The organism is Persicobacter sp. CCB-QB2 (assembly GCF_001274635.1).
Classification (GTDB): domain Bacteria; phylum Bacteroidota; class Bacteroidia; order Cytophagales; family Cyclobacteriaceae; genus Persicobacter; species Persicobacter diffluens.
On the sequence record NZ_LBGV01000001.1, the window covers coordinates 3,423,456 to 3,437,132 of the forward strand.

The window sequence follows — 13,677 nt, forward strand, 5'->3', positions numbered from 1 at the left end:
TTACTTTGGAAAAAGGATTAGCTTTGTATGTCAAAAACTTTAAGACAGGCAAATTGCGATAAACATGGCATTCTCTTTATTCCAAGATTTAAAATTAGGTATTCTGGGTGGCGGACAGCTGGGCAGAATGCTGATTCAGTCCTCTTTTGATTTTAATATTGATATCGCCATTATGGATCCGGATGATCAGGCTCCCTGCTCCAGGATTGCCAGTCGGTTCAAGGTGGGTTCATTAAAAGATTATACCGACGTTTATGAGTTCGGAAAAGGCTGTGATGTGATCACGGTGGAGATTGAAAATGTGAATACGGAAGCCTTAAGGCAGCTGGAGCTGGAAGGTAAAAAGGTTTACCCGCAGCCAGCGGTCATTGAGCTGATTCAGGACAAGCGTATTCAGAAGCAGTTTTACAAAGATCACAATATTCCTACCTCCCCTTTCATTTTAACCGAAGATCGCAACGAGGTCATGCGCCATGCAGACTTTCTGCCAGCGGTTCATAAATTGGGCCGTGAGGGTTATGACGGGCGTGGGGTCCAAATGCTACGTCAGGTGGAAGATATTTCCAAGGCTTTTGATAAACCGGGTGTTTTAGAGAAGCTGATTGATTTCCAAACTGAGATTTCGGTGATTGTGGCCAGAAACCCACAGGGGCAGGTACGCACTTTTCCTGCGGTGGAGTTGGTCTACCATCCGGAGGCTAATTTGGTGGAATACCTTTTTGCACCGGCGAAAATCAGTCCCGAAGTCGCAGATAAGGCAGAGAAAATTGCTATTGATGTCATCACCAAACTGGACATGATCGGCTTGTTGGCCGTGGAGATGTTCGTGACCAAAGAGGGAGAGGTTTTGGTGAATGAGGTAGCGCCGCGTCCACATAATTCCGGACACCAGACCATAGAAGCGAATCATACTTCCCAGTATGAGCAGCATCTGCGCTCTATTATGGGGGCACCTTTGGGGGATACCGCAGCTTTGAAGCCTTCCGCTATGGTGAATCTACTAGGGGAAGAAGGCTATGAAGGTCTGGCAAAATACGAAGGGATGGAGGAATCCATGGCCGTTGATGGTGCGCATATTCACCTGTACGGAAAAAGTTACACCAAGCCTTTCCGAAAAATGGGTCATGTGACCATTGTCGATGAGGACCTGGATCGACTGAAAGAAAAAGCAGATTTCATTAAAAATACCCTAAAAATAAAAGCATGAGTAAGGTGCAAGTAGGCATTATTATGGGAAGCAATTCTGATCTTCCGGTAATGAAGCAAGCCGCAGAAGTATTGGAAGAATTGGGCGTAAGCTTTGAGGTAACGATCGTTTCCGCCCACAGAACACCCGAACGTATGGTAACTTATGCCAATGAGGCCAGAGCCAGAGGCATAAAAGCGATTATCGCCGGAGCAGGCGGGGCCGCTCACCTTCCGGGAATGGTGGCTTCTATGACCAGCCTTCCTGTCATTGGTGTTCCGGTAAAATCCAGCAATTCCATTGATGGTTGGGATTCGGTACTTTCTATTTTGCAAATGCCGGGCGGTGTGCCTGTGGCGACGGTAGCGTTGAATGGCGCGAAAAATGCCGGTATCCTTGCCGCCCAAATGGTGGGTGCTTTTGAGGCAGATATTGCGGAAAATCTGGACAAGTTCAAGCAGGCCATGAAAGAAAAAGTATTGGATGCTGCAGCAGAATTAGAGGAAAAAGGTTATCAGGCCTTTTAATTTTCCGTAATTTAGTATTGCTTTTGGAAGATCTTACTAATTTTCCAAAAGCAAATTTACGTTGCAGAGAATCTGTGGCGCTATTATTTTTTCTTTGAAGGGAATATGGTCAAAAAGTGGGTATATAAGGCGGCACCGCCGCAAGAGGATGTCGATCGGTTGATGACTCAGGTAGGAGTTTCGGAGACTGTCGCGACCCTGCTTGCCCAAAGGCAAATCACCGATTATGATGAGGCGAAGCAATTCTTCCGCCCCTCACTGGAGCATTTGCATGATCCTTTTTTGATGAAAGGAATGGCCGAGGCAGTGGATCGCCTGCAAGAGGCCTTTCAAAGAAGAGAGAAAATCCTGGTCTATGGCGACTATGATGTAGATGGTACGACTTCAGTAGCCCTGGTTTATGGTTTTTTGAAGGAGTATTACCCGAATTTGGAATTCTATGTGCCGGATCGCTATAAGGAAGGCTATGGCGTTTCACAAAAAGGGATTGAATACGCCCGAGATAATAACTTTAAGCTGATCATTTCACTGGATTGTGGAATTAAGGCCGTGGACCGGGTGCAGCAAGCCAAGGATTGGGACATTGATTTCATCATCTGTGATCACCACCGCCCAGGAAGTGTTTTACCTCCTGCTGTGGCCATCCTGGATCCCAAGCAAGAAGATTGCCAGTACCCTTTTACGGAACTTTCCGGTTGTGGCGTAGGCTTTAAGCTGATGCAGGGCTATTGCCGAAAGTTTGATATTCCGGAGCAAAAGCTCTTCACCTATCTGGATATGGTGGCGGTGAGTATTGCATCTGACATCGTGCCGGTGTCAGGGGAAAACCGCGTTTTGGCCTATTTCGGTTTGAAGGTTTTGAATAAAAAGCCCTCTCACGGTTTACAGGCCTTGATGAATTTAGGCAGTGGCATTTCCAAAATGACCATTTCCTCTATCGTTTTCGGCATTGGCCCAAGAATTAATGCTGCCGGCCGAATGGCGCATGCCTCCGGAGCCGTCGAATTACTATTGGCGCGCGATAAAGAGGAGGCCGATATTTTGGCTCAGCGGATTGAAACCAAGAATGAAATCCGCCGGAACTTTGATACCAATATCACTGCTGAAGCCATCAGCATGATTGAAAATACAGGAGGAGTACAAGCAAAATCTACCGTGCTTTTCAAAAGTGACTGGCACAAAGGGGTGATTGGGATTGTGGCTTCCCGTTGCATCGATAAATTTTATCGACCCACCATTATTTTAACCGAATCCAACCGGAAAGCAACAGGTTCTGCCCGATCCGTAGATGGCTTTGATATTTATGAAGCGATCAGCGAATGCTCGGATTTGCTGGAGCAATTTGGTGGGCACCGCTATGCGGCAGGACTTACTTTGGAGATTGATAAGGTGGATGAGTTTCGCCGTCGGTTTAATAAGGTAGTCGAGGAAAGAATTACCGAGGACCAATTGGTGCCTCGATTGAATATTGATAAAAAGATTACGCTGGACGAGGTCAATTATAAGCTTTATAATATTTTGAAGCAGATGGCGCCTTTTGGGCCGGAGAATATGACCCCGATTTTTGTCAGTGAAGATTTGAAAATTACCGAACGCCCCAGATTGCTGAAAGGGGAACACCTGAAGTTTAAAGTAGTTCAGGATGGCACCCAGCAACCTTTGGAAGCCATAGGCTTTGGCTTTGGTCAATACTTCGATTTGGTCAATAGTGGTATGCGTTTCCGTATGGCTTATTCTGTGGAAGAGAATATTTATATGGGCCGGAAAAGTTTACAGCTGTATGTGAAAGACATCAAATTCGAGGAATAATTTTTGAGGGGAATTGATCATCACGGAAGTCGGAAAAGTATTTTTTTTGTCGGCCAGATTGTTCACCTTAATCAAAAAATGATTTGTAATTTAGATTATGAAGCTACGTTCTGAAAAGCTGGTCAAAAAATATAAAAAGCGGACCGTTGTTAATCAGGTGTCCGTGGAAGTGGAGCAAGGAGAAATTGTTGGATTATTGGGCCCAAATGGTGCCGGTAAGACTACTTCCTTTTATATGACCGTAGGCCTGATTAAACCCAATGACGGGAGGATTTTCTTGGATGAGGAAGACATCACGGCTTTGCCCATGTATAAGCGAGCCCAAAAGGGGATTGGATACCTGGCGCAGGAGGCCTCTGTTTTTAGGACACTGACGGTGGAGGAGAACTTAAAGGCCGTTTTGGAAATGACCAAGCTCTCAAAGGCAGAGCAAAATGCCAAAGTAGAGGAGTTGCTGGAAGAGTTTTCTTTAACGCACGTTCGAAAAAACCTGGGGATGGTGCTTTCCGGCGGAGAGCGTCGTCGTACGGAGATCGCCCGTGCGCTGGCGGTGGATCCCAAATTTGTGCTATTGGATGAGCCTTTTGCCGGAGTAGACCCGATTGCGGTAGAGGAAATTCAGGGGATCGTGGCCAAATTGAAAAATAAAAATATTGGAATCTTGATTTCTGACCACAATGTGAATGAGACACTGGCCATTACCGACCGTGCTTATTTGATGGTGGAAGGAAAACTTTTCCGAGCAGGAACAGCTGAGGATTTAGCCAATGATCCGGAAGTGAGACGAGTGTATTTGGGGGAGTATTTTGAGCTAAAACGAAAGATATAGCTGTTGGCTGCCGGGCCAAACTTATCTTTATGACCATTATCAACTCTATTATCACCTGGGTGATGCAGAAACGTATCCACCAGATAGAACTCTTCATGAAATACCCTCATGAAGTACAATTTGATATTTTTCAGCGGTTGATCGAAACGGCCGCTGATACGGAATTTGGCCGGAAATATCATTTTAAAGAAATCAAAACGGCCCGGGAGTTTCGGGAGCGGGTGCCCCTGCACCACTACGAAGATTTATTCCCCTTTATCGATCGGATGATGAAGGGGGAAAAGAATATCTTATGGCCTACCGAAATTAAATGGTTTTCCAAATCCTCCGGAACTACTAATGCCCGCAGTAAATTCATTCCGGTCTCCAAAGAGGCCCTGGATGAATGTCATTTTAAAGGCGGAAAAGACCTCTATTCTTTCTACTCCAATAATTATCCCGATACCCATATTTTCTCCGGAAAAGGACTGGCCATTGGAGGAACCCATCAGGCCAATGAGTTTGATCTGAACGAAAACTCCCATTACGGGGATGTGTCCGCGGTGATTATGGCTAACCTTCCCTTTTATGCCCAGCTTTACCGTACCCCTAGTCTGGACATCGCCCTGATGGACGAATGGGAAGATAAAATTGAGCAGATGGCACAATCCACCATTCAGGATGATGTCACCCATTTTCTGGGAGTTCCCACCTGGACGCTGGTTTTATTGCAAAGGGTTCTGGAAATTACCGGCAAAAGTCATATTAAAGAAGTATGGCCTAACCTGGAGGCATTTGTGCACGGAGCGGTGGCTTTTGAGCCCTACGAGTCTTCCTTTAATGCGCTGATCCCAAAGGAAGGCATGCATTATATGGAGACTTATAATGCCTCTGAGGGCTTTTTTGGGATACAGGACCAGAAAGACAGTAAAGATTTATTACTAATGCTGGACTATGGGATTTATTATGAATTTATTCCCATGGAAGAATGGGATAATGAAGAACCAAAGACCATCACCCTGGAGGATGTTGAGCTTGGGAAAAACTATGCCATGGTCATTTCCACCAATGCCGGCTTGTGGCGATATCTGATCGGAGATACGGTTCGGTTTACCTCCATTTCCCCTTATCGGGTGAGGATTTCCGGTCGCACCAAACACTTTATTAATGCTTTTGGTGAAGAGGTGATCGTGGAGAATGCCGATCAGGCCATAACGGCGGCTTGTGAGGCTACCGGAGCGATTATGTCCAATTATACCGCCGCTCCCATCTTTTTGGAAGTGGGGGTGAAAGGAGGCCATGAATGGATCGTAGAATTCGAGAAAGATCCGGACGATGCCCAGCGTTTTACCGAGGTTTTAGATCAAACGTTACGCCAGATCAATTCGGATTATGATGCCAAGCGCTATAAGAATATTGCTTTAGAAATACCAAAGGTACATGTGGCGCCGGCAGGAACTTTTTATAAATGGATGAAAAACAGGGGTAAACTCGGTGGTCAGCATAAAGTCCCCCGATTGTCCAATAAACGGGAATATGTGGAGGAGATCTTAAAATTATTATAGTGTTGCCAAATTGTAAATATTGTTTGCGTTACTAGTCAATAATTAAGGCGGATTTTGGGGTATTTTAATTTCCGGAGAACAATATCATAATCTAATTGCGCTTTGAAGTCGAATTAAACTGAAATAGGTCATCTTTTAGGTTGATCTTCCTCTTCTTTGCTTGGGGTAATTTATTGGATTTGTTCAAGTTTCTCCTGCAAAGTTACTCAAACTAAAAAAATGGTGTTTGGTAACAAATCCTTAACATACAAATGGCGTTCATTGGCTTAATTAATGCCATTTTTGTCAGCGAAAAAATCAGGCTCGGTTCTGCCGGAATAAATTGTAAATGGAATACGGATTAATTGATTTCTTGAAGCTTGTAGGAGCTCTTGGGTTTTTCATCTTTGGGATGAAAGTAATGTCTGAGGGGATTCAGAAGGTTGCAGGAAATAAGATGCGAGAGATTTTGGGTAAGATGACCCAGAATCGATTCATGGGTATGCTGACAGGTTTCATCACCACAAGTTTGGTACAGTCCTCCTCAGCAACCACAGTAATGGTAGTGAGTTTTGTTAACGCAGGCTTGCTTTCCTTGGTTCAGGCGATTAGTGTAATTATGGGAGCCAACATCGGTACCACCATGACGGGGGTGCTGTTAACGGTTTTTGGATTTTCCAAAGTAAGTATTTCTTCTTACGCCCTGGTCATTATTGCAATCGGCTTCCCGCTACTCTTCTTAAGTAACAACAAAGCCAAAAGTTGGGGAGAGTTTTTTATTGGATTTGCCTTATTATTCATGGGACTGGATGAATTAAAACATGCAGTACCAGATTTAAGTGCCAACCCTGAAGTATTGGAATTTGTAAAATCATGGACGAATTTAGGTCCTGGAGGAATTTTCTCCACCCTGTTATTTGTGATGATTGGTACTATTCTGACCATTATCGTTCAGTCATCCAGTGCGGCCATGGCCATTACACTGGTGATGTGTAACAGTGGATGGATTCCTTTTGAAGCGGCTGCGGCCATTATTTTAGGAGAAAACATTGGTACGACGATTACCGCGAACCTTGCAGCAATGATTGCAAACGTTCATGCCAAGCGTGCAGCATTGGCTCACTTCATGTTCAATATGTTCGGTGTAGTGTGGATGTTGGTGGTTTTCCACTGGTTTACCCTAGGCATCGCTTATGTGATGGACAACTATCTGGGTTTGGGAGATCCTTTTGCGCAAACAGATTCTATCAAATGGGGATTGACGCTATTCCATATCACTTTTAACTTAACCAACACCTTCCTGATGATTGGTTTTGTAAATAAGATTGCCGATATCGTGACGGGACTATTGCCAGCGAATGATTTGGAAGAGGATGATTACAGATTGGAGTATATCTCTACCGGATTGATGAAAACACCGGAATCTTCTATCCTTCAGGCACAGTTGGAAGTCGTGAGATTCTCAGAATATACTGAAAAGATGCTTAACCTAATGGGTAAGCTTATTATTGAAGAGAAGCCTAAAAAGCAAAAGAAACTGATCGAAAAGATCAGAAAGATCGAGTCTACTACGGATGAGGTGCATGAGGAAATTGCAAAGTATCTTTTGCGAATTTCTACCAACCGCCTGAGCAGAGAGTCTTCTGAGATGATTTCTGATCTTCACTTTGTGATCAATGATTTGGAAAGAATAGGAGATATTTTCTGCCACGGAACCCGTACCTTTGCGAAGAAAGCGGAGCAGGAAGTGGAACTTTCGGAGGAGCAGAAAAAGCAGTTGGTGTTACTTTCTGATAAGTTAAGAGTAGGTTTTGATGCAATGAAAGTCAACCTTAAAGAGGTGACTTCTCCATCTAAAGTAAACTTTGAGACCGCAAGTGAAGCCCAAAGAGATGTTTATGATACGGTAAAAGCATTGAATAAGCGTCTGGTTTCAGAAGCAGATATGGATGATTATAACATTAAGTCTGGTTTGATCTATACCGATTTGATTATGGTTTACTCCAGAGTAAATGACCACGTTTTCAATGTAACGCGGGATTTAGTCGGACAGAATAGATAAGCCCTTATTGATGTTCAAAATATATGGAGGTAAGCCGAAAGGTTTACCTCTTTTTTTTGATTGGAATTTCATAAGCCACGGACCATTCCACAAAATCCGCCACCGAGGCATGGGCCTTTAAGGCGACCTGAAACCATAATTTTTCCAAAACTGCATATCTTGCACCCAGCCTCCAGTATAGAAGCTCCTCATTAGCATTATCCCCATGATAGTAATAGGCCCCCAGCCCCAGGATGAACCTGAGTCGGTTTAAGATAAGCTCATTTTCTCCATAAAGCCCCAGGCTGAGGAGCTGGTACCGTTCCAGAGGACTTTGGAGCTGTTTATTCCTTACTTTGGCAATTTCATTGTAAAAGAGGTCATGGGCCAAGCTGAAGGCAAAGATGTAACTGATTTGTTTCCGGTAGCCCAGACTAAAATCATGCACCTGATAGTATTTAAAAGTGAGATCAGAAGATCTTACGCCATAGCCATAGCGAAGGAAGATGCTTTGTTTATCCTGGAAATCGCCCCAAAGTCGTCGGACGGTGGCCGCTTTTTCAATATTATTGGTGAGTGAGTAATCCCGGTGGAAAAAATATTTTAGCCCAATACTTAGTCCCCGATTATTCAGCCCCAAATTGGGGGCGCGGGTCATTCCATTAGAGAAATGGGTATAATCCATGGAGATATCCAAATCCATCTGAGGGGATATGGTAAAGGTATTGGCAATTCTTAATCTTAAAAAGGCATTTTCCCCTGATCCAATGGCTACGTTTCGAGGGTTTTTAGTCTCATGGAAGGGGCTCAGGTTAAAAGCCAGTCCGATGGAAGGCTCCAGGGCCAGGTAGTAATTTTTGTGTCGAAAAACAGGGAAAGCAATAAAACCATAAAGGGCATTAGGGTTTCCGAAAATTTGACTGCTCCCCACATCCCCGCGAAAATATCCCAGGCCATAAAGCGGATGGTTTAATAAGACCTCAAATGCATGGCTCCCCAAGCCTTGCTTTCCGAGCCTGATATCCAAAAAATGGTAAGGCTCGGAGGTGATTGCTTGTAAGGCGGGCTTATGAGCAATGACGTCTCCGTAGCTATATCTCGCCTCTAAGAAAAGTCCCTTTTGTTTCAGGAGGGACTTTTGACCGTGCGCATAAAAAGATCCACACCCCAAAAACAAAAGCAATAGTAATACTTGCTTCATGCAATCTGACGTTGATGAAAAATCATTTAAACAGATTGGTGGGGTTATGCCAGTCGCTCCTAAAAAACGACTGTATTGTAAGAAATACTTACATAGGGGATAAGTTTAGAATTTTTTCGATTTTTTGCTCTAAAGGCAGATCTCCCTCCAGCCAGTGGATATGGATCCCTTGCTTTTCCATTCTTCGGAAATAGGTCATTTGCCGTTTAGCGAAATTATGGATGGCCGAATTCAATTTTTGGTACATGTCGTTTTTGTTAATCTCCCCTTCGAGGTATTGGGTGATAAAACGGTACTCCAGCCCATAAAATTTTAGTTGTTCCGCAGTATAGCCTTTACCAAGCAGATTTTCCACCTCTTCTACCATGCCCTCCTGCAATCGCGCCTTTAGTCGCTTAGTGATGCGCCTTTTTAAAGTACTCCTCTCCCACTGTATGCCGGCTACCACATGGTTGATTTCGGGTAATCGGCTTTTTTCAGGGGGATTTTGCTGCTCAAAAGTGGCAATCTCAATGGCTTTAATTGCTCGCTTTCGGTCCGCTATGTCTGTGGTGTTGTGCAGTGGCTTCAGCAATTGTAATTGCTCAATAAGTTGCTCCAATTCCATCATGGCTAATTCCGCCCTTAAGGCCACGTTTTCCGGTACCTTTTGTAGTCGATAGCCCTTTAAAATAGATTCAATGTACATGCCAGTTCCCCCACACATGATGGCTTGCTGTCCAGCCTGTGTAATTTGATCAAAGGCCTTCAGAAAATCTTGCTGAAATTCAAAAACATTGTATTCATACCCAGGAGGATGAATGTCAATGAGGTGGTAGGGAATTTGTTGTCCATTGATCTGGTATTCCTCCAAATCTTTTCCGGTTCCGATATCCATTCCCACATATACCTGTCTGGAATCTGCGCTGATGATTTCTCCGGAAAGCTTTTCCGCCAGATGCACCGCCAAATGGGTTTTGCCCGAGGCCGTGGGCCCTAAAATTGTAATCAGCGTATTATTTTTTTCCATCCTCAAAGTACTTTTGTTTTTGGTGATTCCTGCAGCATGATTTTCCGCCCCTGTGTTTCGGCTTCGCTTCGCTTTTGGTTATCTTGCGAATTGTGTTTTGCGGAGATGCCTCCTGCAAATATATCAAAAAAATAGCGGCAGTAGCGGAATCCTATTGCCCGGCATTTGAAAAAATAAAACTTCAGCATGAATTTAGAATATGTAAAGTCAGTAGTAAGAAATGTTCCGGATTTTCCGAAGCCTGGCATTCAGTTTAAGGACATCACCACCGCATTGAAGGACCCGAAAGCTTTATCTTTTATGGTGGATCACCTTTATGAACATTATAAGAATAAAGGGATCACGAAGGTGGCTGGCATTGAATCCCGTGGCTTTATTATAGGGGCTGCATTGGCTGCCCGTTTAGGTGCTGGTTTTGTTTTAATTCGCAAGCCGGGAAAATTACCTGCTGATACGATTCAGAAATCCTATCAACTGGAATATGGCGAAGATACCATTGAAATGCACAAGGATGCCATTGGCAAAGAGGATGTGGTTTTGGTGCACGATGATCTGTTAGCCACAGGCGGAACGGCTTTGGCCGCTTTGGAATTGGTTCAGGAGGTTGGAGCAAAGGAGGTTTATGTTAACTTCCTGATAGAATTAGCCTTTTTGAATGGTACGGAGCGCTTGTCTTCGGCAAAAGAAGTATATTCGATGATTAGCTACTAATCAAAACAAATCCTATGAAAATATTTCATAACCCAAGGTGTACAAAATCCCGACAGACACTTCAGCTTCTACAGGAAAAGGGAGCAGAAGTTGAAATTGTGGAATACCTGAAAACCCCTCCTACTGTGGCAGAACTTACGGAGGTCGTTAAACAATTGGGCATTCCGGCGGAAAAGCTATTACGCAAGACAGAAGCCATTTTTAAGGAGCAGTTCAAGGGACAAAACCATACGGATGCCGAATGGATTCAGATTATGGTGGATCACCCCAAATTGATTGAGCGTCCTATCGTGATAAAAGACGGAAAAGCCGTGATTGGCCGTCCGCCGGAAAATGTGGCAGTATTTTTTTAGGGAATAATTAAATGAAAAGGACCAACATCGCTGCTGGTCCTTTTTTATTTGGGATATATACGTTATGATTTTTTACGTTTTTTACCGCCTTTCCTGCCCTGGCGATTTTTTTGCTGCTCCTGGAAAGTGGTAAACTGCTCCTCCGTAAGAATTTCTTTCAATTCTCCTTCATAAGTGGTGCGGTGTTCCTTCATGGCTGCGCGCATGGTCTCTCGGTCGCCTTGGCTTTCTTCCCGCATGGCTTGCATCTCGGTGATGTGCTTGGTGTTCAATGCCAGGATTTTCGTTGATTGCTCCTCATTTAGCCCCAGGTGCTCGGTCATTCTTTCGGTCATTTTTGCGGCTACCTCTGCAGGTTCTCCTTCCATCATTCCACGTCCCCCCGGGCCTTGTGCCATTAGGCTGGAGAAAGAAGCTAGCAGGATCCCGAACATTAAAATTAGATTTTTCATATCGCTTATTTTTTTGTTTTTCTGTTTGATTACCCTACAAAGAAGAAGTTTAATGCTGAGACGAAAAAAAATCTTCAATCAATGGCGGCAAACGTTCAATCAAAGGCATAAAAAAAAGCACCTGATGACTCAAGTGCTTCTTTAAGAGGCTTAATCCTCTTTGGATGCTTCTGTATCCTTGCTTTTCTTTTTATCTTTTTTCTTCTTCTTTTTCTTCTTCTTACCACCGTTTTTCCATTGCTCAAACTGCTTCTCGGTCAGTATGCCTTCCATCTTCTTTTTATAGTCTTCCTGAAGTGCTCTGAACTGATCGGCCAGATCCTGCTGGTCGCCTTGCCCGCTCATGGCTTTCTCACGAAGAGCAAAAGCTTTGGTGTAGTGATCATGATTCACCACATTGACATTCAATTCCTGCTCGAAAGACAATTTAAGGTCTTTCTTCATTTCTTCGGTCGCTTTTTCGGCTAATTCCTCTTTGGTAGGTTCCTTGGGCTGGTGATCAGCTCCTGCCTGCGGAATGCCACGGGTCCCATAGCCTCCTCCGTAACCATAGCCACGGTTACCATAATATTGAGCATAACAATTGTTAAAAGAGGCAAAAGCGACAATTAAGCCAAGGCATACCAAAATGGATTTACAGCAATGGATCGTTTTATCTTTCATAACGCAAATTTCAAGTGATACAGGAAAAAATAACCCTGTGAACTAAAACAATAGATGCAATATCTATTATTGGTTGAAATAAATCAACAGGAAGGGAGCAATAAAGAAGGTGATGATCAAATACAGTAAACCGGCAGCGCGGTATTTTACTGTCATTTTTCCTAGCCAAATGGCCATATTTACCGCAAAATGCCTGAAGGCCTTGATCGGCATAAAGATAATGACTCCCGTGAGGTTGAATAAGAAATGCACCAATCCCATCGCCAGCGCGGTTGGGGAAAGGAAAAGTCCGACCATCAGAGCGGTAATGGTTGTGCCCAGGTTGCAGCCTAAAATATAAGGGAATACTCTACTCAAACCCACTTTTTTGGTGGCGGCTAAAGGTACTATTAAAGAGGTCGTCAGTGAGGAGGACTGTACCAAAAGGGTTAAAACCGTGCCTGTACCAAAAGACTTCCATTCTGTTTTGAAAAAGGACTGGAATGTGTTTTTAAGCTCGGCATCCAGATAACGATAGATGATTTTTGCCAATAACTTAATAGAAGCAAAAAGCAGCACCATAGAGAATATGATGGTAATTGGGCCATTATCGATGACATTGATCAACCAGTAAACCAAAGGTTCAATGGAAAGCCATTTTAAAAAGAAAACATTGTCCAGTTCAATAATGGGAATAAAAGCGGCAATGTATTGAGCTGTTTGGGTGTAAGTCTGGAAAAAATATTCAAGAGGTAACACCATGATTACCGTCAATATATTGAACAGATCATGCATGGAAGCGGCAGAAATAGCCCGTTGAAAAGACTTTCGGTCACTGATAAACCCTAAAGAGACTAATGTACTTGTTAATGTCGTTCCAATATTAGCGCCTAAAATCATCGGTACCGCATCTGCAAAAGAAATGGAGCCAGCCGCTACAACCGCTACTACAGCGGAGGTTACAGTGGAGCTTGACTGAAGGATGGCTGTACCCAATAGCCCGACAAATAAGCCCACAAAAGGGCCAAAGTTATTCTCTACCATTAAATCAGTGGCTTTTCCTCCTACAACGGAGAAGGATTTTACCATTAATTCCAGGGAGAAAGCAAAAAGTATTAGTGTCGCAAGAATGGAGATAATCCCCTTAAGGACATTTTTCCGTTTTTCTCTCGACATCATGGTAGCTTGTATGATAGTATTATGCGTGTTAAAATGATCTTTCATTGCTGCGTTGCCCTGCAATTTGGCAAGGCTTGCAAAGTTAGGAAGTGAATTTTCTTTAATGGCAAAGCCAATGTAAAATCATTGTTAAATCATTAGGTGCTTAGCGTTAGTAAAACCCGATTTCAAAAAATAAGACTTGAGATTAAAAAAATATTGGAAAATTATTTTTA

General features: G+C 43.6%; 13 protein-coding genes. 8 read left to right on the plus strand and 5 right to left on the minus strand.

Annotated elements, in window-relative coordinates; translation table 11 throughout:
* Window positions 1–64: 64 nt before the first annotated feature.
* The 6 genes from NG22_RS15080 (at window position 65) to NG22_RS15105 (ending at window position 7,936) form a co-directional block, all read left to right on the plus strand.
* On the plus strand, window positions 65–1,207 hold the full coding sequence (locus NG22_RS15080; protein WP_053406488.1) for a 5-(carboxyamino)imidazole ribonucleotide synthase: 1,143 nt from the start codon (window positions 65–67) through the stop codon (window positions 1,205–1,207).
* The gene (gene purE / locus NG22_RS15085; RefSeq protein ID WP_053406489.1) at window positions 1,204–1,713 is read left to right on the plus strand and encodes a 5-(carboxyamino)imidazole ribonucleotide mutase; all 510 of its coding nucleotides are present in this window, start codon (window positions 1,204–1,206) and stop codon (window positions 1,711–1,713) included. The genes NG22_RS15080 and purE overlap by 4 nt, the downstream gene beginning before the upstream one ends.
* A gap of 105 nt (window positions 1,714–1,818) precedes the next feature.
* Window positions 1,819–3,522: a single-stranded-DNA-specific exonuclease RecJ gene (recJ, locus tag NG22_RS15090; RefSeq protein ID WP_053406490.1), complete on the plus strand. Its 1,704-nt coding sequence runs from the start codon at window positions 1,819–1,821 to the stop codon at window positions 3,520–3,522.
* 97 nt (window positions 3,523–3,619) lie between these two features.
* Entirely contained in the window at window positions 3,620–4,351 is a 732-nt protein-coding gene (gene lptB / locus NG22_RS15095; RefSeq protein WP_053406491.1) for an LPS export ABC transporter ATP-binding protein, read from the plus strand.
* A 29-nt stretch (window positions 4,352–4,380) separates the two neighbouring features.
* A complete protein-coding gene (locus NG22_RS15100; RefSeq protein ID WP_053406492.1) occupies window positions 4,381–5,895 on the plus strand; it encodes a GH3 auxin-responsive promoter family protein in 1,515 nt (504 codons plus the stop codon).
* A gap of 328 nt (window positions 5,896–6,223) precedes the next feature.
* On the plus strand, window positions 6,224–7,936 hold the full coding sequence (locus tag NG22_RS15105; RefSeq protein ID WP_053406493.1) for a Na/Pi cotransporter family protein: 1,713 nt from the start codon (window positions 6,224–6,226) through the stop codon (window positions 7,934–7,936).
* A gap of 43 nt (window positions 7,937–7,979) precedes the next feature.
* Here NG22_RS15105 and NG22_RS15110 read toward each other — a convergent pair whose 3' ends face one another.
* Together NG22_RS15110 and miaA are read right to left on the minus strand one after the other, a co-directional pair.
* Window positions 7,980–9,116, minus strand: a complete 1,137-nt coding sequence (locus tag NG22_RS15110; RefSeq protein WP_053406494.1) for an acyloxyacyl hydrolase — start codon at window positions 9,114–9,116, stop codon at window positions 7,980–7,982.
* Between the two features lie 88 nt (window positions 9,117–9,204).
* Window positions 9,205–10,125, minus strand: coding sequence for a tRNA (adenosine(37)-N6)-dimethylallyltransferase MiaA (gene miaA / locus NG22_RS15115; RefSeq protein ID WP_053406495.1), 921 nt, complete (start codon window positions 10,123–10,125; stop codon window positions 9,205–9,207).
* A gap of 186 nt (window positions 10,126–10,311) precedes the next feature.
* Between miaA and NG22_RS15125 the strand changes: the two genes are divergently transcribed.
* Both NG22_RS15125 and arsC read left to right on the plus strand, forming a co-directional pair.
* Complete coding sequence (locus NG22_RS15125; RefSeq protein WP_053406497.1) at window positions 10,312–10,836, plus strand: adenine phosphoribosyltransferase; 525 nt, start codon at window positions 10,312–10,314, stop codon at window positions 10,834–10,836.
* A 14-nt stretch (window positions 10,837–10,850) separates the two neighbouring features.
* Window positions 10,851–11,189 (plus strand): arsenate reductase (glutaredoxin), encoded by a 339-nt coding sequence (gene arsC / locus NG22_RS15130; RefSeq protein WP_053406498.1) that lies wholly within the window; start codon window positions 10,851–10,853, stop codon window positions 11,187–11,189.
* A 62-nt stretch (window positions 11,190–11,251) separates the two neighbouring features.
* Here arsC and NG22_RS15135 read toward each other — a convergent pair whose 3' ends face one another.
* From NG22_RS15135 to NG22_RS15145, 3 genes are all read right to left on the minus strand, one after another.
* Entirely contained in the window at window positions 11,252–11,641 is a 390-nt protein-coding gene (locus NG22_RS15135) for a DUF4890 domain-containing protein (protein ID WP_157601131.1), read from the minus strand.
* A gap of 150 nt (window positions 11,642–11,791) precedes the next feature.
* Window positions 11,792–12,304, minus strand: coding sequence for a hypothetical protein (locus NG22_RS15140; protein WP_053406500.1), 513 nt, complete (start codon window positions 12,302–12,304; stop codon window positions 11,792–11,794).
* A gap of 66 nt (window positions 12,305–12,370) precedes the next feature.
* Window positions 12,371–13,507, minus strand: coding sequence for a Na/Pi symporter (locus NG22_RS15145; protein WP_082305099.1), 1,137 nt, complete (start codon window positions 13,505–13,507; stop codon window positions 12,371–12,373).
* Window positions 13,508–13,677 lie beyond the last annotated feature (170 nt).